Origin of the sequence: Ligilactobacillus agilis (genome assembly GCF_025311475.1) — a bacterium.
GTDB lineage: Bacteria > Bacillota > Bacilli > Lactobacillales > Lactobacillaceae > Ligilactobacillus > Ligilactobacillus agilis.
Window position 1 is genome coordinate 2,010,215 of the sequence record NZ_CP104397.1, and the last position, 21,932, is coordinate 2,032,146.

Consider the following 21,932-nt stretch of genomic DNA (forward strand, 5'->3'; position numbering starts at 1 on the left):
CTTCATTTTTTGAAATCCTTTACATAAACATGTTAGAATATAGATAAATAACATGAAGGGGGAATTTACATGGCACTAAAGTATTATCAGCTAGATGCAGTCCAGGTTTTGGCCCAGTTACACACCCAAAAAACTGGGCTTAGCCAAACCGAAGCGGCCACTCGTTTGCAAGCGACTGGTCCTAATAAATTAAGCGACCATAAGCAAACTAGTCTTTTAACCAAATTTATCCTGCAGTTTAAGGACTTAATGATTATTATCCTAATGATTGCAGCCTTCGTGGCCCTCCTAGCCGGGGAAGGCTCTGACGCAATTATCATTTTCTTGGTCATCATCCTTAACGCCGTTTTCGGGGTCTTCCAGGAAGCTAAGGCGGAAAATGCGATTGCCGCCCTCCAAAAGATGACCACCCCCAAGTCACGGGTACTCAGAGACCAAACCGTGCAGGTCATTGACTCAGAAGACCTGGTCCCAGGCGATGTTGTCTTGCTTGAAGCCGGGGACATCATTCCGGCCGACGTCTACTTTTTGGAGGCAAACGCCCTTAAGGTCGAAGAAGCGGCCCTAACTGGTGAATCGGTGCCGGTTGAAAAACAAGCTAGCCCTCTGCCTGCTAAAGACATCCCCTTAGCAGAACAAACCAACCTGGGCTTTATGAACACTAACGTAACCTACGGTACCGCCCAGGCGGTCGTAGTTGAAACTGGAATGGCTACCCAGGTCGGCCAGATTGCCAAGATGCTAACGGAAGTTGACCAAACGGTCACTCCCCTTCAAAAAAATATTAGCCACCTCAGCAAGGTCCTATCGGTCCTAATTTTGGTGATTGCGGCCTTTATCTTTGCCTTTGGAACCCTAACTGGGCGCGAAAGTCCCTTAGATATGCTACTGACGGCCATTTCACTTGCAGTGGCAGCCATTCCCGAAGGCCTCCCGGCGATTGTTACTATTACCCTAGCCTTAGGGACCCAAAAGATGGCTAAAAAGCACGCCCTCATTCGCAAGCTGCCCGCAGTAGAAACCCTGGGTGCCACCCAAATTATTGCCTCCGATAAGACCGGGACTTTAACCCAAAATAAGATGACGGTCGAACAATTTTACACTGACGGCCAACTCAAGCCCGCCGCCCAGCTTAAATTTCAGGCTGATTCCAAGTTGGCCCTGGCCATGTTGTTAGCCAACGACAGCCAGCAAACCCCGACCGGCTTGGTGGGAGATCCAACCGAAACGGCCTTAATCCAACATTTCTTAGGTCAGACTGGGTTTGATTGGGATAAGGTTTGCGCCGCCTATCCCCGTACAGCCAGCCTCCCCTTTGATTCCGACCGGAAACTAATGTCCGTCCAAACGGGTGAGTTACTCTTAACTAAGGGCGCACCAGACGAGCTACTGCGGCGGGCCAACTTTATCGAAGAAGCCGGGCAAGTAACGCCCCTCACCAAGGCTAAACGACAAGAGTTAGCAAAGGTCAATAAGCAATTAGCCGACCAAGCCTTACGGGTTTTAGGCTTTGCTTATAAAAAGCTGGCCCCAGCTGACCAACTTAACCTTGAAGCGGAGCAGGACCTAATCTTTGTCGGTCTAATTGGGATGATTGACCCCGAACGTCCCGAGGTCAAAGCGGCTGTGGCTGAGGCAAAGCAAGCCGGCATTAGACCCTTAATGATTACTGGCGACCACATGGACACCGCCCGCGCCATCGCAATTCGTTTGGGAATAATTGCTCCCACCGATACTAAGGGCGTAATCAGTGGTGCTCAGCTAGACCAACTGAGCGACCAGGAATTAGCCCAACACGTCGATGAATACTCGGTTTACGCCCGGGTAGCACCCGAGCACAAGGTGCGGATTGTTAAGGCTTGGCAGGCTCACGGCAAAATTGTCGCCATGACCGGTGACGGGGTTAACGACGCCCCCGCCTTAAAAACAGCTGATATTGGGGTCGGTATGGGTATTACCGGGACCGAAGTTTCTAAAAATGCCGCCGACATTGTCCTAGCCGACGATAACTTTGCGACTATCATTTTGGCGGTCAAGGAAGGACGCAAGGTCTTTGCTAACATCCAAAAGGCCATTCAGTACCTCCTATCGGCTAACCTGGGCGAAGTCTTGACCCTCTTTTTGATGACCATCTTTAACTGGTCAATCTTTGCGCCGGTACAAATTCTTTGGATTAACCTGGTAACCGACACCTTCCCAGCTATTGCTTTGGGAGTAGAACCAGGCGATAAGGGCTTAATGGACCAAGCTCCCCGGGGCTTAAAGTCTAACTTCTTATCAAATGGCGTTGGTTTCAACATCATTTACCAAGGATTACTGGAAGGATTACTGACGCTAGGGGTGTATTTATACGCCATTTGCTGGCCGGTCCACCAAGACCCAACCTTAATTCACCAAGACGCCTTAACCATGGCCTACATCACCCTAGGTTTCTTACAGCTCGTTCACGCCTTTAACTGTAAGTCCCTTACCGCTAGCGTCTTTTCCAAGCAAATTTTTGCTAACAAGTTCTTTAACTGGGCGATTTTAACTTCGGCCTTGCTCCTAGCTGCCACCATCTTTATTCCCCAATTCAACGCCCTCTTCCACGTTAGCCCCCTTGACCTTAGTCAGTGGGGAGTTGTCCTTTTGGCGGGAGCCCTCTTAGTTATTATTGTCGAACTAGTTAAAGCCTACCAACGAACTAAAAAATAAGTAGCCGTAAAAAAGCAGGCAACCTCAGTTTAGGTTCCCTGCTTTTTTGTCGTCCTTGTTACCGGTAGTAATATTTAGTCAGTAACTCGTCAATGTGAGCCTGATCTTTAAAAATCGCCTTGAGGCTCGTAAGCAAACTATCTAGGTCCCGCTGGTTTTGCACCGCGTCTTCGATCAATAGCTTGGCCGCTTCTTCGCGGCCTTCATCCCGGCCCTCTTGCCAGCCTTTTTCATGACCTTCTTGCCTAGCATAGCTTTCTGCCATCGTAATTATTGATTCAATGCTCATAAAGTACTCCCTTCTGGTGTCATTTCCCTTAAGTCGTCTAAATTCTTGATCAACTGCGGCCGTAAAGTCGTCGCTAACCTGCCCCGTATTAAAATAGGTCAGCAAAGCGACATAATCGGCCGGCAAACCTGCTAAGTCAGTGGCTTTTAAGTTAAATATAACATTGGTTTCCCCCCTGTCAACTAAAATATCTTCCTGGCCTTCAACCGTCGTTTTCAGCTTGTAGACTGGGCGGTTGCGACCATAAAGGTCAAAGTCACACAAAAAAGCAATTAAGGTTTGCTTGCGCTCATTAAAAGACTGACCGGCCGCCAAAGCACGTTGAGTTAGACTGGCCTGGTAGATGGCAATGCGCTTTTCGAGGTCATGGCGGTTTTCGTTTTGTAATTCGACGTTGATAATATTATCCAAGTCGTCTTCGCCATAAGTGTCAAACCGAGGCCGATAAAAGACCTGGTGATTTTTGAAACTGCGCTCACTAGTGAGTGCTGCAAAATTCCCCACCTGTCTTTGAAAGAGTCGTTCGACTAAGCCTTTAAATAAGGCGCGATTTTCGCCAAAGACCCAGTTGAAAATAATATTGTTTTTGATGGTTGCTTGCTGCCAGCGTTTTGCTAAGACTGATCTTGTTAGCATATTTATCCCTCCTATATTAAGATACGCAAACAAAGCAGCAATTAATTTAAAAAAATTTGCTTAAAATTATTAAAACTATTTAATTTTACCTACTAAAAAAGCGTGTCTCTCCATGAGTCACACGCTTAATGCTATAGTTATTTAGCTTCGACTGCCAAAGCTACCCCTTGGCCGCCACCCACACACAGGGTGGCCAGCCCTAGGTTAGCCTGCCGTCTTTTTAGTTCATACAGGAGGGTTACCAAAATCCTGGCACCAGATGCGCCTAAAGGATGCCCTAGGGCCAACGAGCCCCCGTTAACGTTTACCTTGCTAGTGTCCAGTTGCAGTTGGTCTAACACCGCTAAAGCCTGGGCAGCAAAGGCTTCGTTAGCTTCGATTAAGTCAAAATCGGCTAACTGTAAGTCGCTTTGGGCCAAAAGCTTCTTGACGGCCTCAATTGGTCCTAAGCCCATCACCTGTGGATCAAGTCCCACGTTGGCGTAGGATTTAATTTCCGCCAGGTAATCTAGGCCGCGCGCTTGGGCAGTTTCCTTAGCCATCAAAACCAAGGCGGCTGCCCCGTCGTTTAGGCCCGCAGCATTACCAGCCGTTACCGTGCCGTTGGCCTTAAAAACGGGCTTGAGCTTGGCTAGCTTCTCGAGGCTGGTATCGTACCGAATTGTTTCATCGCTTGCTAGTTGTGCTAGAGGCACAATTTCTGCCTCAAATCGACCTGTCGTCTGCGCCTTTTGGGCTTTGAGCTGGCTGGCCAGGGCAAATTCATCTTGAACTTGCCGACTGATTTTAAATTGGGCGGCCACCCGCTCAGCCGTCAGCCCCATGTGCTCGCCACTAAAGGCGTCTTGTAAGCCGTCATGAATTAAGCTATCAATTACCTGGCTATCATTTAAGCGGGCACCAAATCGCATGCTAGGCAAGAGGTAGGGGGCAGCGCTCATGTTCTCGCTGCCGCCACAAACGACCACCTGCGCATCTCCGGCCTTAATCATGCTAGCTCCTAGGCAGACAGCTTTTAGGCCCGAACCACAAACCATATTGATGGTGGTGGCCGCCACCTTTTGGGGCAGACCCGCTTTTAGGGCAATTTGCCGGGCTGGATTTTGCCCCAAGCCTGCCGCCAAGACGTTTCCAAAAATCACTTCGTCCACTAGCTCGCCATCAATTTGTGCTCGAGCCAGTGCCTCTTTAACCACGCTTTGTCCCAGTTCCACGGCGCTAACATCTTTTAAGGCGCCCCCGAATTTTCCCAGAGGACTGCGACAAGCGGAGACAATTACCACGTCAGACATAAGGATTCCTACTTTCTTCTCAAAGCTTGACCTAAAGTCACAAAGAGTGACTTATTACTATAAGTTAAGGCATTACGTTGGTAAGCATTTACCGCCAGGAAGTATAGGCCAATCGCGGCTAAGGCGGAGATTCCAACTGCAATCCAACCAGCACTTAGGCTAGCTTCCCCTAAGGCTAGGCGCACCACCATCGGCCCATTGATGATAAACGGAAGGTAAGACAAAATCTTAACGGCTAAAACGTTCGGAGCATACATTGCTATCAAAGCAAAAATGTATGGCACCATCACCAGCATCCCCACCATCGAAGAAAGCTGGCTAATATCTTCTACCCGCGAAACAAATGAAGCCAGTAAGGCGGCTAAGAGGACGTAAAGCACCAGTGACAGGACAATAATCAAACAGATTAATAACCAAAATTGGGGACCAAAGCTAGTTAGGTATTTTTCCAAGTGCAAATCACTTACCAGTTTGCCGTAACCAGCCACCTGTAAGCCAACGTAGAACAAGCCGCCCATCAGGAGGTAAGTTACCAGCTGGAAGCTAATCAAATAAGCAATCCCCAGCATCTTGCCACTAAAATGTTCCCTAGCCGGAACTGAGGCTAATAAGGCTTCGATTAAGTGGCTACTCTTTTCGTTTCCCAGCTCACTACCAACAATCCCGATGTAGCTAGAAACTACTAAAAATAAGATTACCACCACTACAAAGCTGATTCCCTTAGCAATCTGCTTATCGTCTTCCGATTTTTGATTACTTTGGCGAATAACCTCGGTTTTAAGGGGAACGGCCGCGGTGATTTCTTGCCACTGCTTCGGACTAAGCCCGGCTTTTTGGGCTGCCAGCGACGACTTGAGTTTACTCAAAATGGCCGTTAACACCTGGGTCGGCTGGTTCTTATCATTACCGGCTTGGTAGAGGTAGCGGGCCGACTTAAAATCACCCTTTATTACCAAGACCCCGTCGACCTTTTTTTGTGCTAGCGCTTGCTTAATTTGCTTTTGGTTCGTTAAGGTCAGCTTCTTATCCAGGCGGTACCCATCCGCAGGCAAGCTCATCAGGGCAGCTTTGACTTGGGGGTTAGCCACAACCGCAATCTTGGGCTCACTTTTGGTGACCGACTTAGCCACGAAGTAGTTAATTCCACCGATTATGAGACACATTAACAGCGGGCCAAAGATCATCCAATAATAGCTCGCAGACCTTAGGCGCCGACTAAAGACCCCCAAGGCCACAATTTGCTTTTTACTCATGCTTGCTCCCCCCTAACACCATTTTGAAAATATCATCTAAACTAGGCTCCAGCAACCGGTAACCTTCTAAGTTAGGAGAATTTTTAACCTGCTCCAAACAGGCCCGGGCTTGCTGCTCGCTTTCAAAGGTTAAAATTTTACCAGGGTGGTCATCCTTGATGGCCTGATAGCCCGTGAAGTTTTGCCAGTCAAAGTCACCTTCTAAATACAGCTTTTGCCGCTCAAAACTGGCCCGAACCTGGTCTAAGCCCCCGTACAAGCGGCGCTTACCGTTAACGAGCATCAAAACCTTATCCGAAACTTCAGTCACGTTTTGCATATTGTGGGAAGAAAAAATTACCGCTGCCCCCTTGCTCCGCGCCTCCTTAATAACTTCAATCAAAGCCGCCACGTTAACCGGGTCCAACCCAGAAAAGGGTTCGTCTAAGATTAACAGCTTCGGTTCATGGATCATGGTCGTAATCAGCTGTACCTTTTGTTGGTTACCCTTGGATAATTCCTTAATCTTTGAGGTAACCTGACCTTTCACGTGCAATTTATCCATCCAGTCGCCTAACCTGGCCTTGGCTTCCTTAGTCGTTAACCCGTGTAGGCGGGCAAAATAGACTACCTGTTGTTCGATGGTCATATCCATATAAAGACCACGTTCTTCCGACATATAGCCAATCTCATTTAAATCATTCGGGCCAAGTTGGTGGCCTAAAAAACTTAGGCTCCCCGCGGTTGGCTCCAGAAAGTTCAAGATCATTTTAAAGGTCGTCGACTTACCGGCCCCGTTTTGACCAACTAAACCTAAGACTTCCCCTGCTGCCAGCTCAAAACTTAGATTACAAACTGCAGTCAAGTCGCCAAATTTCTTGGTGACATTTGTTACCGTCAGCATCTTACCCCTTCTTTCTGTGAAAACTTTTTCATTAAATTCAATTAATTATACCACATCGCTTAAGCTGATAAAAAAATAGGACCCCACTGAGGTCCTACTAACTTAAGTCCAAGGATCATAACGAAAGAAGGGTAAAATTGACCGCTCCCGTGACAATGCCTCCATCTCCTTTAAAAGCTGAAAGGCCTCGTCATTTACCTTCAGATGACTCAAACGACAAATCCGGTAACTATCTAACACCAACTGTTCCACAATGTTTTGGGGCGCAATTTGGCGGGCCTCAAGCTCTGCTTGGGCACGCTTGATTACCTCCTCTAAGTTAGGATTAGCCGGCGCCTGCTTGGCAAAAGCCGCCACTAATTCATTAGCCTTAGCCGCCAAGTATTTTTTACTCTTAATCATCCCGTATCACCTCAAAAATTACGCTTAACTTCCTTAATGATAACACATTTTCTAAGCGCTTTTAGCCCGGATTTCTCAGCCTTTCCGCAGGCGCGTAAAGAGTTGGACCCAACTTTGCACTGGTTGTTTCTCTAACAGCTTCGCATACTTTGCCTGCAAGCCACTGTTGCGGTAATTATAATTACGCTCTGCCTGTAAGTCCCCTAGCTTAGTTAAGGCAACCTGTGCCTTGTCAGAAGTCGTGGTTATTTGCCCGGTATTGGCCTTGGTTAGTAAATAGTTGACAGCCTGCTGACGGTCCTTATAGTAATGACGCTTCTTGCGACTAGCCCGCAAATCCTTAAGTAAGGCCAAACCTTCGTGCGCCCGGTAGTCCCCTAATTCGATGGTGTGCAGCAAGTCTTGTAAGACCGTCCCATCTTCTTGGGAAATCTTGACAGTAATTTCCTCTAGCAGGTAAGGACTAGCTGCCAAGAAACGACTAACTCGCTCCAACTCGGCATAAAAGGCTTGATCCTTAGCCGCTAGTAACTGGTGGGCGTACTCCCTTAGCTCCGTGTCTTTCTTAACGACTTGTTCTTGTTTGACCTGCTGTTTTAGCTTAGCTGTTTCTTCAATGGCTAGTTCTTGTGCGCCTGTTTTGTCAAGCTCAGCTAAAATCTCTTCGGTCCGACTCAAGGTATCCCACTTGCTCGCTAGCATTAAGTCTTTAGTAAAATTATTGTCTTTCCGCCGGTAGTAACGTGCACCGGCTCCCTCATTCTTAACAATCACTTAGGTCATCTACTTGCCCCCTAAGTCCGTCGCTTTGTTCCAAGTAACGCTTGAAATTATTTTTTAGTTGCTCATCCTTGAAATGGTAGGTCCGCGCGCTAGCAACCTTTAGGTAGTTCTGTAAGGCATCATTGCACTTATCAAGGTCGATACTATTATCTTCCGCCGGAATTAGGGGGGCAATAATCGCCAACAAATCCTTAGCCTTTCTACGCTTAATTCGACTTTGACTCAAGCAATTATAAATCTGCACCTTCCCCATAATCCCAGGCTGGCCTAACTCGGCTAAATGTAAAATATCTTGCAAAACCGCCCCATCAGCCTCAGAAATTTCCTTGCGCAATAAACTTGCAATCTCACCAAGGTGCCGTAAAAACAGCACTGTCTCTTTAACCTGTGCTAGCACTTCTTCCTGACTACATCTGATAAATTTTTGGCTATAGTCGCTAACCACCGGTGCTTTTTGCGTCTGAAATTCATCCGTCAATGAATTTAGTAGATTCTCTTTTAAGGCTTGTTTCTCTTCTAACTTATGCAATGCTTCCCTAGCCGCCGAAATACTCGTCCACTTACTAGCATGGTTATCCTTAGGCGAAAATTTCTTAGTATTTTGGTTGTAGTAAACATACTGACCTTGCTCAAGCTTAGCAATGACGTACATTTGCTCTAACCGCATGATGGCCGGTTGCCCCATAACCGGTTCTAATCCAGTTGCTAATTGCTGCATAACGACACCCCTTTTCAATTATCAAATTTCAGTTCGCCGAACATATGACCTATTTTTATTATATCACTATTTTGATAACCGTAAAGAAAAAACGTACAAAAGTTTGCTAGAAATCTTTTCACCATAAAAAAAGAGCAGTCACCATCATGTATTTGAGTAAATACATCCTGACAACTGCTCTTTTTAAAATTTACTTTGTTAACAATCCTCATTCTGTTGGGTGACGATCACCTAACTGAAAATCGGCTTGGTGTTGAAACATATACCTAACAGTTAATGGTTTTCTACCTGTTAATTTTGAAAAATCGCTTACTGGAACGTCAAGGTACCCAGCTCTAACAGTTGTTCCAAAGGTTACCATTCCTTCTGAAGTTGCTTGAATTGGACTCTTAGAAAAATCACCGTCAGTATTGCGAGGCACTCCAATGCTATCAAAATACTCGTACAATTCTTCATCTGTACGCTTAACATACTTAATTTCATTACCACTAACTTCATTAGCAATTTTCAAAAAATCTGTATACGTTAGTGGTTCAATTCCATTAATATTAAGAACTTCTCTGTGCAATAAATCATTATTTAATGCATTTGCTGCTGCTAAGGCCGCATCTTGTCGCGAAATAAACCATACGCGGCCATCCCCCATATTTTTCTCAATCTTAGTCTCGCCATTATTTACTGCCCGATAATAATCGGTAATAAATGCTTCTGCAAATAAAGAGTTTCGCAGAAAAATATAGTCTAGCGACGTATTCTGAATGAGCGCTTCTGTGTACCCATGATCCCTATTCTCGATGCTAGGATTGAAAGGATTTCCAGCCGATAAAACTGATGTGTAAATTACTTGGCCTACATGTGCTTTTACACAGGCTTCAACAAAGTTTTTATGTGCTTGTCGTCTCTTTGCTCCCACAAATGGCATTGAAATCAATAAGACTTTATCAGCATCCTGATAGATTGCTTGTAAACTATCTGCTGAATTAAAATCTGCTACAGCTGTATTAATTCCTAATTTCTTGTATTCAGCGAGTTTTTCAGCTCTAGGCGCTGTAAAAAGTAGCTCTTCTTTAGGAATTAATTTTAAGACATTGTCAGCTACAACTTTACCAAAATTACCATCTACACCATTGATTACAATTTTTCTCATCACTGTGCCTCCCTAATTATCTTTAGAGTGACGATCACCAATCTGAAAATCTTCATTATGCGCAAACATATAAGCAACTGTTAAAGGCTTAGAACCCGTCAGTTTCTCAAAATCATCGGTATGTTCTGCCATCTTACCTTCACGAATAGCTTGACCAAAGGTTACCATTCCCTCTGAAGAAAATGGCGCTTCGGATTCTTCTTTAAATTGACCATCCGTTGTCCGTGGTACACCCATCGCATCAAAGATTGCATAGTTTTCTTCATCAGATACTTCTTGATAACTTACATTATTACCTGTTTGTTCATTACCAATTCTTATAAAATCACTAATTGTCATTAATTCAGGGCCGTTAATATTTAAAATTTGGTGATGCATATCAGTAGCCAACAAAGCATACGCTACTGCCTTAGCGCAGTCTTTCCTAGAAATATAGGCCATTTTACCTGCCCCTTGATTATTTGTTAACACTCCACTTGTTTTTACATACGTAAAGTAATTAGTAATCATTGCTTCGGCATATTGCGAATTTCTCAAGAAAATATAGTCTAAGCCAGAATCTTTGATGTAGTTTTCCGTATAGATATGATCTAATTTTTCTTTACTTGGATTAGTTGGATCATCTGCGTTAACCAAAGAAGTATAGATAATTTTTTTTACTCCAGCTTCTTTAGCAGCATCAATTACATTTTTATGGGCATTCTGACGCTTACTACCGACAAATGGCATTGAAATTAATGCCAAAACGTCCCCACCCTGAAACTTTTCTGCTAATCCATCCGCATTATTAAAGTCAGTTTGGCGCACTGCTACTCCCATGCTTTTGTACTTATCTAAGTTTTTTTGATCGTATCCACAAAAAACTAAATCTTGAATTTGAGCTAATTCTAAGAGATCCGCTGCTGCTTGCGCTCCAAGGTTGCCATCAACACCCGTTAAAATTAATTTAGTCATAAAATCACCCTCTATATTTATTTTCATTTTTAGTTTATGTGATTTTATTAACAAATTCAAACATGAAATAACTATACAGGTATAGGTAATACCTATACCTCAATAAAGCGTTTTTGAATTTCCGTAAGCCCCACTTTCCTCCAAGCTAGAACAACACTATAAACATGAGGAGAATCAACGATTTTAACTAACTTTATTCCTTCTTCTTTAAGCGTTAACTCATATGTCTTAGGAAAAAATCCTAACAAATTTTCTTGTTTCATATAGAATATTTCACTTTCTATGTCATCAACAATTCTGTTAATTTTCAGTTTACCTTGTGACCTTTTTATCATGATATCATATGATTTTCCGATTATTTTGGGAGACAACATAACTAAGGGGTAAGATTCGAGTTGAGTTAGCGTTACTTCGTTTACTGTTGCTAACGGATTATCTTGACTAATTCCTAGCCAATACTCCCCACTAGTCAATTCTTTAGTTTCAACTCCTGCTACACCTTGAAACTCAGAATCAAATGTAACTGCAAAATCATATTTACCACTTAATAAGTTACTAGCAATTTCTCCCAAATTAACTTTATGCAAAGTAAAGTTAGGTTGCTTTTTACCTTTGAGCAGTAAATTTAGCGACTGAATATCGACAATAGATGCATACTCTATATTAAGTTCCACTTGATTATTCTTCGCTTTTTCCATCTGTTCTTCAAGTAATGTAAATTGCTGTAAAACTTTCTTGGCATTTCGATATAATACTTTACCAGCTTGCGTCATAACTACCGGTTGCTGACGCTTTATTAATTCACACTGGTAATATTGTTCTAACTCTTTAACTTGTTGCGAAATACTAGTTTGAGCTATTCTATTTTTTAACGCTGCCTTAGAAAAAGTCCCCTCATCAACCACATCCACAAAATATTGTAATTTAACTAAACTTACATTCATCTCTACCACCTACTATGCATTATAACTTTAACTTTTAAATAAAAACGGATCCATACTATCTCAACCTGATTATACCTTAAATTCCAACAAGCGTGGATTTCTATTAAATGGTAATAATAGGCACCAATTCATCGTTTTGTTAATAAACATTTCCCATTTATCAATTACAAGTCGGGTATGATACAATGATTTAATAAAGTATTCATAAATAATGATTTTTATTTTAGGTAGGTGTCAATTCTTGTCCTACATCCTTCAAAAACGAATCTCGCAAATATTTATAGAACAGGTTTCTAAACGAGGATTCAACCACGTGAGCGTGGCTTCTCTCATGAAAAAAGGCAACATTCGTCGCCAAACTTTTTATGATAATTTTAAGGATAAATATGACTTGCTAGAATGGACTATTCGCTCAATGATGGAAGACGACATTATTAGCAATTTAGACTACTTATCTTGGGAAGAAATCATCCCCCTCGTTTTTTATGATATTGAGATCAATGCTAAATTCTTTCGTAGTGTAATTGCAGATCAAACTGAAGTTGATGTTGTTAAAGAAATATCACTATATATGACAACACTTCTTCTACACATACTTGAAACAAAAGGCTTAGTCAAAAATGACCAAGCCCGTGATTTCGTAGAAACTTATAGCTTAGGTATGACTTATACAATGACTAATAACCTCTATAAACCACACCCCAAAGAATATGATGAACTATCTAAAAAAGTTGTCAATGCAATCTACTTCACCTTCAAATACTATTAGGCCAAGCATAACAAGTGCTTGGTTGTTTTAAGTACTCTAGCCATTTATCCTGCAAGCGTAAAATTGATACGGAAATTCCTGACATATCATGTGAAGTCATAAAGGAACCAGTTTTTATGAATGGAATCTTTAGTCCCTCTAATTCCAAAAGTTCTGTGATATCTGCAGTAAAGGTTAATTCTTCCATTGGGGATATCTTTCCGATATTATTAACTAGGAGCGCCACGTTCTCTTTTTTTTGCCACCTAAAGTTTAAGCGCATCTTGTTAACAATCTCGCGCGCCATTAACTCTGATTTTTGCCAATGCTCTTTACGATAACCGGCTTCACCATGGATTCCAATTCCATAATAAATATCATCTTTTCCCAAAGATAGAGTGTGACAACTCTGTTTATATAAAACGGAATCACTAAAAGCCAAGCCTATCGTTTTGGTTTCCGGCAAGAGTTGCTCACAAACCATCTTTAAGTCTACTAGGCTCTTCCCCTTTTTCGCCAACGTACCAATAATTTTTTCAATTAAAATGGTTCCAGCTAACCCACGGCGATATTTTCTTAATGAACTTGCATCAACCGAAATATCATCATTTACAATCCCGTATTCTATCGACCAACCTATGTTTCTCAAATATTCAATTGCCTGCTTAAAAACCCGCACATCTTTTTCAAAATTTTTAATAATAAAAAAAGCGCGCTTCTTTTTAGTTACTGCCTTTGCTACTTTAATAATTTCTTCGGGCATAGGTGGTTCAAATAATTTTCCAGTGATTGACGCCGTTAGCATATTTCCACCTACGAAACCCCAATCGGAGGGCTCATGTCCAGCACCTCCACCTGAAATCACTGGAATATACGAATCATCAAAACTTGAATCAACATAACCGTAAATTCCTTCTACTTTTTTTAAATGTGACGCAACTATCTCAATGCCTCTTTGTGTATCAGTTAGTAGGCTATCTTCAGAATTATATATTTTCATACTCAAAAAACCCCCTTTCTCCCTTTATTTTAAACTAACATAGCAATTCCTTTTAGCAATACGGACAACTTTTATTTTCTGTCCGTTACGAGCGATAGCGTTTTCACTTTATAATGGACTTGTCATTAAGATAAGTCAAGAAAGGATCTTTATTATGAAAAAAATTATCAACAATCCTAGCAACGTAGTTAGTGAAATGGTCAGTGGTCTTGTGCGGTCATATCCTCAATACCTCGAACAAATCCCTGGTACAGAAGCCGTTGTGCGTAGCAATAAAGCTAGTATGACTGGCAAAGTCGGAATTGTTTCTGGAGGTGGCAGTGGCCATGAACCTTCACACGCAGGCTTTGTAGGTCAAGGAATGTTAACAGCAGCTGTTTGCGGTCAAGTATTTACTTCTCCAACTCCTGATCAAGTTTACGAAGCTATTAAAGCAGCAAATCAAGGTCAAGGTGTGTTCTTAGTTATAAAGAATTACTCCGGTGATGTAATGAACTTTGATATGGCAAAAGATATGGCTGAAATGGACGATATTCCTGTTAAATCGATTATCGTTGACGATGATATTGCCGTTGAAAATAGTCTCTATACCCAAGGAAAGCGGGGAGTTGCTGGTACTGTTTTAATGCATAAAATTGTCGGAGCAGCTGCTGATCAAGGTGCTTCTCTTGAGGAAATTGCCGCCCTAGCCGAAAAAGTTTTACCTCATATCAACACCATCGGGGTTGCTTTAAAAGCAGCTACTGTCCCAGAAGTTGGTAAACCTGGCTTTGAATTAGCTGATGATGAGATTGAATATGGTGTGGGAATTCATAGTGAACCAGGGTATAGAAGAGAAACAATTAAACCTTCTAAAGATTTAGTTGCTGAAATGCTAGCTAAAATTGATGCTAGTCTGAATTTAAAGAGTGATAAAAAATATGCAGTCCTCGTAAACGGGATGGGAGCAACTCCATTAATGGAGCAGTATATCTTCTCCAATGATGTTTTAAACTGGCTAGAAAATAAAAATATTGTTCCTGTCTTTACTAAAGTTGGAAACTACATGACTTCCATTGATATGGCCGGTATTTCACTTACAGTTTTTGAACTAGCTGAAACAAAATGGTTGGACTATTTAAATTATGAAGTTGACACAATTGCTTGGTAATGGAGAGTGATTAGATATGGAACTAACATTATCTTTAACAAAACAATGGATGAAACTATTTGCTGAAAAAATCGAGGCAAACAAAGCATATTTAAGCGATTTAGATACCCCTATTGGCGATGGAGATCATGGTAACAATATGGCTCGTGGAATGGTCGCAGTCCAAGAGGCGTTTAAAAGTAAGAACCCAACTGATGTAACTTCTGCCCTAAAGTTAGTCGCAATGTCTTTGATATCTAAAGTTGGTGGTGCTGCCGGTCCGCTGTACGGAACTGCTTTTCTAGAAATGGCTAAACTCAGTACATCTACAAACGATTTAGGTCTCTTGACTGAAGCAGCTGTTAATGGCATCAAGAAGCGTGGTGGTGCAAATGCTGGTGATAAAACTATGGTAGATGTATGGTTGGTCGCTGTTCCTGCACTAAAGGAAAATAGCTTAACAGCAAAACAAATAGAAGAAGCTGTTCAATCAACTAAGGACATGGAGGCCAAGAAAGGAAGAGCCTCCTATCTAGGTGAACGTTCTATCGGTCATTTGGATCCTGGTTCAGTTTCTAGTGGCTATCTATTCCAAGCACTTTTGGAAGCCGGTGAATAATATGGCGTATGGTATTTTAATTTGTTCACACGTTCCAGAAATTGCCCAAGGATTACCCAAACTTTTAAAGCAAGTGGCAAAAGATATATCCATTACCTATGCCGGCGGTACTGATGAAAACGACATCGGCACAAGTATGGAAAAAATTTCTGAAGCTTTAACCACAAATACTGCTGATGAAATCTTGGCCTTCTATGATCTCGGTAGTGCACGTATGAATTTAGATATGGCCATTGAATTTTCTGATAAAACTATCCACGTTTACGATACTGCTTTAGTTGAAAGTTCTTACGTTGCAGCCTCATTACTTCAAGCAGGAGTTGAGCTATCCACTATTGAGCAACAATTAAAACCACTTAAAATAAAGGGGGATGACTAACATGTCCGGTTTTTTAGGCGAATTTTTAGGGACGCTGATTTTAATCGTATTTGGTACTGGCTGTGGTGCTGCTGTTAATTTAAAAAACAGTTATGCCAAAGGTTCAAACTGGTTATACATCTCATTAGCATGGGGAATGGCTGTAACATTTGGCGTTTATGTCGCCGGACAATTTGGCGCTCAAGGACATTTAAACCCAGCTGTCACTTTAGGCTTTGCTGTTTTTGGATTTTTCCCATGGTCACAAGTTCTACCTTACATCAGTGGGCAACTACTGGGTGCCTTTGTCGGAGCAATTTTTGTTATTATTCATTATTATCCTCATTTTAAAGAAACTGATAATAACAACGGTAACTCTGTAGGAATTTTTGCAACTGGACCTTCAATTCCAAATGGCTTATTTAACTTCTTAAGCGAAACAATCGCCACCTTCTTTTTTGTCTTTACTTTAATCAATTTAGGCGATTTTACTCAAGGATTAAAACCCTTAATAGTTGGCTTACTAATTATGGTTATTGGTCAAGCTTTGGGCGCCACAACTGGCTTTGCTTTAAACCCCGCCCGAGACTTAGCTCCACGATTTGCTTATAGTATTTTACCTATCCCCAATAAGGGTGGTGCTAACTGGTCTTACGCTTGGGTACCAATTTGTGGCCCTATTATTGGTGGAATCTTAGCTGCTGGATTGCAAGTAATTTTGAAATAATCTAACTTTATCCTTTTCGTAATAATGAGCAATTGGAAGGCTATATTGGGCCCAATCCAATTGTTTTTTATTATTTAGGCCCTAAGTGCCATCACTTGCTCATAATAACTTTCCGCCTGCTCTTGATTTATATTGTACTTAGCTACCAAAGTCGTTATTATTTCTTCATGTCCTTTATTAGCTGCTATTAGCTTAGGAATATCACTTAATATCGCTAAAGCCAGGGTCATACCATCTCTGCGGCCAATACTTAGCCCCTCTTCACGACCTTCTGCAAGGCTATCTGTTCGAACGCGCGCTACTTCTCTTGCTACCCATTCTTTTGCTTCCATGTAGATTGCCCCCCTTTTCGAATCTTGCTTTAATGCTCGCACGGCTTTATCTATTTGCGCCGTAAATTCATCACTTACAATTTGCTTTGTAAAATACGCATTAAGTGCCTGTCTGACGGTGTTTTCAGCACTTAGCTCACCTTTTAAATTTACTATAGCATTTGTTTTTTTGTAAAGCTATTACTAGGAATTATACCCATTGTCACTAAAAATTCTACCCAAAATATTATCATCTGTAATTGTTACTTGCATTTAATTTCCTTCCAGGTGGAAAAATTTTTCCTGTCCTACCTACGAAAATTTCTTCTAGCCTAGATATTCCACTTTATCTAAAGAGTGGTTATTATTAATCGGCTTACGCCGATTGATTAGAAATTAAATTCTTAGTAGTTCTTAAATCACTTAATTTATTTATATTTTTAATTATGTCGGCGAAGCCGACAATAATCTTATCCACTATTGAATTAATATTATCTAACTTAGACTGGAAATTATTTTCTACCCTAGAAGTATTCTTCCCCATGAAATTTTCTTCTACCCCAGTATTATCAACATTTTCTAACCCCTGGAAATTATCTTCTTGCTGGAAGTTTGCTTCTACCCTAGAAGATTTCTTCTCTAGGGGGTAGAAATTTTCTTCCATAGAAGTTTCCTTCCTAAACTCATCTTCGTGTAACCAATCATATTCCTTATTCGCCTGTTCTGTAATTTGCTTCATCATATATATTTGCTTTTCTAGTGGGGGTTCCGTTTCCTTAGACTTCAACTTGTTAAAAAATTCAGTTATCTTTTCTTCAGCATATAAAGCCTTGCCAAGTTGTGCTTCCTTGCGCAGCTTAGGATCATAACTATTTTTTGAGTGTAATTTGTTGTAGGCTACCTTTCTAAACTCTCTTAACTCAGCTTTTTGTTCAGGAGTTAAATGGTCTGGAATGGGTCCAAAACGAGCTGTCATCTCTGCTTCAATCACTTCCGGGTCAACCTTAGTATCAACTGTGTAATCATACTTATCAGCTGGTTCCGCCACGGCTTCAACTACTTCTTTACGACCTGCTTCTTCATCGTAAAGGTAGCCATCCCTATCCAACGGATCAACCCCTGGCACAAAGCTGATAATCCGCTCGTTTTTATCCAAGGAATTGGCAAGTTCAATGTAACCACACTTAGCCAACTTATTGAGCCAAGCTGAAATTGACCTGACCGTCACGTGGTATAAAGCCGCTAAGCGTTGGTTAGAAACCGTAAAAATTCCTGCCATCCCACCAAATGTATATAGTTCCCCGTAAAGTAATTTCTCGTTAGCAGTTAAGCGTAAGTCAAAGCGGACCTTGGCTGGAATTGTAATTGGATAGTTAGCTTCTCGTTTTAAAATCTTAGTCATATCTAGATTCCTCGTTCTATTCTTGATTGTGGGTAAAGTTACCCCCTATATATATGATTCGCAAAAACTTTCCTAATTAATTCTTTTTTTGCCTAAATTTTCACTAAAAAAGTTATCATTATTTTTTAACCTAGCAAAAAAGGTCTTCGGAAAAGCACTCTTTTCCAAAAACCTTTAATTACTTATTAGTCATTTTCCTCAGTCAGCATCCGATAACGCATAAATGGTACAGGTACATCTAGCTTAAGGTCATAAGAAACAATCGGCTCATTTACTATTTTTTCCTTTTTTTCAAGCTCACGGTACTCTTGTTTTAAAGAATTACCATCTACCTTACCAGTACCTAAATAAACAAATTCATCATCATCTTCAGCATCAGATCTTTTTATGAACAGCAAGTATTCTAACTTAGGTGCTCCTTCAACAACCCCAGCAAACATTTTTTCAGTTTCGCCTTTACCTAGTCTTCTTCCTGACTTGGTATAACAGTGAATTTTACTATTAGATATAAACCTGTCTTCATACTTAATAGATTCATTTATATCTTCGCTCTTCATATAGGTTACAAAAATTGGGCAGTAACCATTCTCGATAAAATATCCACCTATACTTTGAGCAGGAACACGTCTTTGCCAATTTAAGAGTCGGTTAACATCTGAACGAGTGTATCGTTTTTCTAAAGTGAATAACTCTCGCAAATTGTATTCCTTTGCGTTTAGCAAGCCAGATTCAACAACATCTTCAAATAATTCTCTAAATCCTGGTGTACTATCTAATAATTCAGAGACTGTATCATTAAACCGATAACCTTTTTCTTCATCAATTCGAATTAGTGGTCGTCCACCTAACTTTGCAAATTCTGTTTTAGTTTTGTCTTGCTCGCTCCTGTCGTCATATCCCTTAGGCTTGTAATAGTCTAAGGTTAAAATCCGTTCAACACTATCTAGCACGTCCTCGTTACAATAGCTACCCGTAGCTAAGACCAATTCCTCCAACTCTGCTCGCGAAGATTTACCATCACGTAAAATTTTTTGTAACAGCAATAATTCATGAACGCGCTTGCCATTTAATAACTCAGTGGTTACAAAAGTGAGCGTAGTATCTAAGTAACCTTTTTCCCATGAATAAGCAGCGTCCTTGTCAACTTTGCGGAGAAAATCATTGTAATTCCCCTTTTTATTTAAAACGGATAAAATAGCTTGTGAAGCAACCATATTATTCTTAATAAAATCAGCTATTAGCGGGATCCTATTCAAACGTCGCTTTAATTCTTGATAATCTTTCTTTATCTCTAAAGTAAATAAATTCTTGCTTCCTTTCAACTGATCCAAAATCCGTTTTTTCGCAACTAATTCAAAGTTAATTGTTGATAAGCCCTCAATCTTACCGGTTTCGACGTGTTCCCTAATCCCGTCGCGCGTCCGCGATTGATCCCCCGTTAAAGCAACTGGAATTAAGTAATTATTCTTGTAATTGCCGATGAAGTCTATAACAGTTAGATACTCTTTACCTTGTGCCTTTCTCAAGCCTCGGCCCAACTGTTGGACAAAAACTATCACAGATTCTGTTTGTCTCATCATAATTACTTGATTTATGAAAGGAATATCGACCCCCTCGTTAAAAATGTCTACCGTAACCAGGTACGTTAGTTGGCCTAGGCGAAGTTTTTCGATTGCTGCTTCACGTTCTTCCTGGCTGTCTTCACCACTCAACATTTGGGCAGGATAACCATATTTAGTTAATAACGTCGCTATTTCGCGAGCTTCTTCCTTCCTGCTAACAAAGACCAAGCCATGTAATACATCGCCATCATAGCCATAGTACTCACTTTGCTTTACCACATACTTGACACGTTCTTCACTAACTAGGTATTTCAAATTAGTATTGTCGCTAATTACTTCACCGTTATACGTATAGTCAGACACTCCAATATAGTGAAACGGCACCAGCATTTCTTCTTCTAATGCTTCTTGGAGCCTAATCTCATAAGGAACATTGTAATCAAACAACTCATAGATATTCTTATCGTCGCTTCGTTCTGGGGTGGCAGTCATTCCTAATAAAAAATCGGGCTCAAAGTAATCTAAAACTTTGTTGTATATCTTACTTCCAACATGGTGCGCCTCATCAACCAAAATGTAGTCAAATTCGTCTTGCTTGAATTGTTTCAAATTCTCGTCTTTGCTTAATGTCTGCACCGTTGCAAAGAGGTACTTGGCGTCCATCACCTTGGAATTGCCGGATAATATTCCATAATTTGAATCCTTATCCCCGCCAAGTACCTTATGGAAACTTTCCAAAGCCTTCTTCAATATTTGTTCCCTGTGGGCTATAAACAAAAAACGCTTAGGCTGATAATTTTTAACGTCTAGGGCTGCTAAGTATGTTTTCCCTGTCCCAGTTGCAGAAATAACCAGCCCCTTTGTCTCCCTTAACAATCTTAAATTCTGCAAATTCTTTAAGGCTTCCGCTTGCATTTTATTAGGTTGAATCGAAGAATAGTTACCTTTATTTTCATCAACTTGCTCAGGAACAATATTTGAGGCTGATTTAACAAATTTTTGATTTAGGTGATAAACCTTCTCGTATTTTTCAATCCATTCAGCCGTTAAAGGGGTAGCTGCATCCCATTGATCTTCAATTTCTGCGGAGATGTCTTCTGTGAGCTGACCATCATTATAAGAAGTAAAGAGTAAGTTCCATTCTTTATTGACTTGCAAGGCGCCCGTAGTAAAGTTCGAACTGCCCACTAAAGCAGACTGATAACCTTCGTGCTGGAATAAATAACCTTTAGCATGAAATTTACCATGATTTTGTTCATAAATTCTGACCTCAACGTTAGGTAACTTCAATAGTTCCTTAAACATTTTTGGTTTATTAAAGTATAGATATGTCGATGTCAGTATTCTTCCTTGAACGGTCCTATTTTTCAAAGCAACTTTTAATGAGTTAAGAATCCCACTTTCAATAAAAGCCACGGCAAATGTAAAAAATTGGCAATGCTTAACTCCATCAAAAATTCGGTCGTACATCGTTTCGCCCTCAGTATTTGCAATCAACTTAGCTGCATACTCGTCATTTGCCTCGAACTTATTTTTATCAAGAAAAGAATTTAAGAGTGAGTCTTTTAATGCTTGCTTTTGACTAATGATCTTCATCAAATCTTACCTCACGCAAGTTTACTTTACTTATTGCTTGTGCTGCAGGTATGTCTGCCGGAGCCCAATTTAAATCTAATGCCTCAGCCGGGTCTATCCACTTAACCTTGCTGTGTGCAACCAAGTCAAAATTCTTGGACAAGAATTTCGCATAGTAGACTGTTAAATGAACCGTACCAAATTCATACTCGTAACTCGCTGTTTCAGTTACTTTATCTCCCACAATAATTTCATCATTGAATTCTTCTTTTAATTCACGCTTCAAACTTTCTTGAGGTAATTCACCTTGTTCAATTTTTCCACCGGGAAATTCCCATAAATCTCCCAAGATACGGTCACTATTACGTTTAGTAACCAATAATTTACCATCTTCTATTAAAGCAGCACCAACAACGTAAATATTTTTCATCGCTTCTTCTCCTATAATCTAAATCTAACCTAAGAATAGCAGCTTTATTTTAAAAAGTTAATACCTAATTAATTTT

General features: G+C 41.0%; 21 protein-coding genes. 6 read left to right on the forward strand and 15 right to left on the reverse strand.

Annotated elements, in window-relative coordinates; genetic code table 11:
* Positions 1-69: 69 nt before the first annotated feature.
* Positions 70-2,694 (forward strand): cation-translocating P-type ATPase, encoded by a 2,625-nt coding sequence (locus tag N4597_RS10025; RefSeq protein ID WP_260903775.1) that lies wholly within the window; start codon positions 70-72, stop codon positions 2,692-2,694.
* A gap of 58 nt (positions 2,695-2,752) precedes the next feature.
* Here N4597_RS10025 and N4597_RS10030 read toward each other — a convergent pair whose 3' ends face one another.
* From N4597_RS10030 to N4597_RS10075, 10 genes are all read right to left on the reverse strand, one after another.
* Positions 2,753-3,619, reverse strand: a complete 867-nt coding sequence (locus tag N4597_RS10030) for a PD-(D/E)XK nuclease family transposase (RefSeq protein ID WP_260903777.1) — start codon at positions 3,617-3,619, stop codon at positions 2,753-2,755.
* Between the two features lie 137 nt (positions 3,620-3,756).
* The gene (locus N4597_RS10035; RefSeq protein WP_260903780.1) at positions 3,757-4,911 is read right to left on the reverse strand and encodes an acetyl-CoA C-acetyltransferase; all 1,155 of its coding nucleotides are present in this window, start codon (positions 4,909-4,911) and stop codon (positions 3,757-3,759) included.
* 8 nt (positions 4,912-4,919) lie between these two features.
* Positions 4,920-6,164: an ABC transporter permease gene (locus N4597_RS10040; RefSeq protein WP_260903782.1), complete on the reverse strand. Its 1,245-nt coding sequence runs from the start codon at positions 6,162-6,164 to the stop codon at positions 4,920-4,922.
* Positions 6,157-7,047 (reverse strand): ABC transporter ATP-binding protein, encoded by an 891-nt coding sequence (locus N4597_RS10045; RefSeq protein ID WP_260903785.1) that lies wholly within the window; start codon positions 7,045-7,047, stop codon positions 6,157-6,159. The genes N4597_RS10040 and N4597_RS10045 overlap by 8 nt, the downstream gene beginning before the upstream one ends.
* 102 nt (positions 7,048-7,149) lie before the next feature.
* Positions 7,150-7,449 carry a hypothetical protein gene (locus N4597_RS10050; protein WP_089144531.1) on the reverse strand — a complete coding sequence of 100 codons (300 nt, stop codon included), beginning with the start codon at positions 7,447-7,449 and terminating at the stop codon, positions 7,150-7,152.
* 75 nt (positions 7,450-7,524) lie between these two features.
* Positions 7,525-8,223: a hypothetical protein gene (locus N4597_RS10055; RefSeq protein WP_260903789.1), complete on the reverse strand. Its 699-nt coding sequence runs from the start codon at positions 8,221-8,223 to the stop codon at positions 7,525-7,527.
* Positions 8,213-8,950: a hypothetical protein gene (locus tag N4597_RS10060; RefSeq protein WP_260903791.1), complete on the reverse strand. Its 738-nt coding sequence runs from the start codon at positions 8,948-8,950 to the stop codon at positions 8,213-8,215. Before N4597_RS10060 ends, N4597_RS10055 begins: the two co-directional genes overlap by 11 nt.
* A 208-nt stretch (positions 8,951-9,158) precedes the next feature.
* Complete coding sequence (locus N4597_RS10065) at positions 9,159-10,097, reverse strand: NAD(P)H-binding protein (protein ID WP_172578903.1); 939 nt, start codon at positions 10,095-10,097, stop codon at positions 9,159-9,161.
* Positions 10,098-10,109: 12 nt separating this feature from the next.
* Positions 10,110-11,051, reverse strand: a complete 942-nt coding sequence (locus N4597_RS10070; protein ID WP_172575700.1) for an NAD(P)H-binding protein — start codon at positions 11,049-11,051, stop codon at positions 10,110-10,112.
* Between the two features lie 92 nt (positions 11,052-11,143).
* Positions 11,144-11,995, reverse strand: a complete 852-nt coding sequence (locus N4597_RS10075; protein WP_260903793.1) for a LysR family transcriptional regulator — start codon at positions 11,993-11,995, stop codon at positions 11,144-11,146.
* 331 nt (positions 11,996-12,326) lie between these two features.
* Here N4597_RS10075 and N4597_RS10080 point away from each other — a divergent pair, with 331 nt between their 5' ends.
* Entirely contained in the window at positions 12,327-12,764 is a 438-nt protein-coding gene (locus tag N4597_RS10080) for a hypothetical protein (RefSeq protein WP_225363567.1), read from the forward strand.
* Here the strand turns inward: N4597_RS10080 and N4597_RS10085 are convergent.
* Positions 12,751-13,743 carry a dihydroxyacetone kinase subunit DhaK gene (locus tag N4597_RS10085; protein WP_260903796.1) on the reverse strand — a complete coding sequence of 331 codons (993 nt, stop codon included), beginning with the start codon at positions 13,741-13,743 and terminating at the stop codon, positions 12,751-12,753. The two genes, N4597_RS10080 and N4597_RS10085, sit on opposite strands and share 14 nt — an antisense overlap.
* 154 nt (positions 13,744-13,897) lie before the next feature.
* On the opposite strand from N4597_RS10085, the gene dhaK reads away from it, so the two are divergent.
* The 4 genes from dhaK to N4597_RS10105 are packed head-to-tail and all read left to right on the forward strand — an operon-like array spanning position 13,898 to position 16,576.
* The gene (dhaK, locus tag N4597_RS10090; RefSeq protein WP_101812316.1) at positions 13,898-14,893 is read left to right on the forward strand and encodes a dihydroxyacetone kinase subunit DhaK; all 996 of its coding nucleotides are present in this window, start codon (positions 13,898-13,900) and stop codon (positions 14,891-14,893) included.
* Positions 14,894-14,909: 16 nt separating this feature from the next.
* On the forward strand, positions 14,910-15,491 hold the full coding sequence (gene dhaL, locus N4597_RS10095) for a dihydroxyacetone kinase subunit DhaL (RefSeq protein WP_260903800.1): 582 nt from the start codon (positions 14,910-14,912) through the stop codon (positions 15,489-15,491).
* A gap of 1 nt (position 15,492) precedes the next feature.
* Entirely contained in the window at positions 15,493-15,870 is a 378-nt protein-coding gene (dhaM, locus tag N4597_RS10100; protein WP_056976727.1) for a dihydroxyacetone kinase phosphoryl donor subunit DhaM, read from the forward strand.
* A 1-nt stretch (position 15,871) separates the two neighbouring features.
* On the forward strand, positions 15,872-16,576 hold the full coding sequence (locus tag N4597_RS10105; RefSeq protein WP_056976728.1) for an MIP/aquaporin family protein: 705 nt from the start codon (positions 15,872-15,874) through the stop codon (positions 16,574-16,576).
* Between the two features lie 74 nt (positions 16,577-16,650).
* Here the strand turns inward: N4597_RS10105 and N4597_RS10110 are convergent, their stop codons facing one another.
* The 4 genes from N4597_RS10110 to N4597_RS10125 all read right to left on the reverse strand — a co-directional run bounded on the left by N4597_RS10110 (position 16,651) and on the right by N4597_RS10125 (position 21,856).
* Positions 16,651-16,908, reverse strand: a complete 258-nt coding sequence (locus N4597_RS10110; RefSeq protein WP_167589074.1) for a hypothetical protein — start codon at positions 16,906-16,908, stop codon at positions 16,651-16,653.
* Positions 16,909-17,263: 355 nt separating this feature from the next.
* Entirely contained in the window at positions 17,264-18,289 is a 1,026-nt protein-coding gene (locus N4597_RS10115; RefSeq protein ID WP_260903803.1) for a helix-turn-helix domain-containing protein, read from the reverse strand.
* A 185-nt stretch (positions 18,290-18,474) separates the two neighbouring features.
* On the reverse strand, positions 18,475-21,447 hold the full coding sequence (locus N4597_RS10120; RefSeq protein WP_260903804.1) for a DEAD/DEAH box helicase: 2,973 nt from the start codon (positions 21,445-21,447) through the stop codon (positions 18,475-18,477).
* Entirely contained in the window at positions 21,434-21,856 is a 423-nt protein-coding gene (locus N4597_RS10125; RefSeq protein ID WP_260903806.1) for a (deoxy)nucleoside triphosphate pyrophosphohydrolase, read from the reverse strand. Before N4597_RS10125 ends, N4597_RS10120 begins: the two co-directional genes overlap by 14 nt.
* Positions 21,857-21,932 lie beyond the last annotated feature (76 nt).